This is a genomic window from Bradyrhizobium sp. Leo78 (assembly GCF_059512425.1).
Genome location: NZ_JCAMOT010000277.1, coordinates 1 through 390, shown reverse-complemented (window position 1 = coordinate 390; position 390 = coordinate 1). Strand labels below are relative to the sequence as shown.

The 390-nt window shown below is 63.8% G+C and carries 1 protein-coding gene; it reads right to left on the bottom strand.

Features of this window, described 5'->3' with window-relative positions; genetic code table 11:
• Window positions 1-390, bottom strand: a 390-nt coding sequence (locus AC5ZG1_RS44660; RefSeq protein ID WP_496136608.1) for a peptidase dimerization domain-containing protein, incomplete at both ends; no start/stop codon positions are given.

The window sequence follows — 390 nt, the reverse complement described above, 5'->3', positions numbered from 1 at the left end:
CCAGGAAATTAGCGAGCGCGGCCTCTTCTTCCCTGAGGCGATCCTCGTCGGGATCGCGCAGATCGACCGTGAAGATCGCCCGCGACGGGATCACATTGATCGCGTTCGGTTCGAAACTCATGCAGCCGACCGTGGCGACGGTCGGCGTGTTGGACGCTTTCGCTCGCTCCCGCAGGAAGGTGACGACCCGAGCTGCGGCATGGCCCGCATCGCGGCGCATGGAGATCGGTGTCGTCCCCGCGTGGTTGGCGTCGCCGGTGATGGTCACCCGCTGCCAGGAAATGCCTTGAAGATCTTCGACGACGCCGACCGGAATGCCCTCGCGTTCGAGGACTGGTCCCTGCTCGATATGCAGCTCGATATAGGCATGCGGCTTGAGGAAACCCGGTC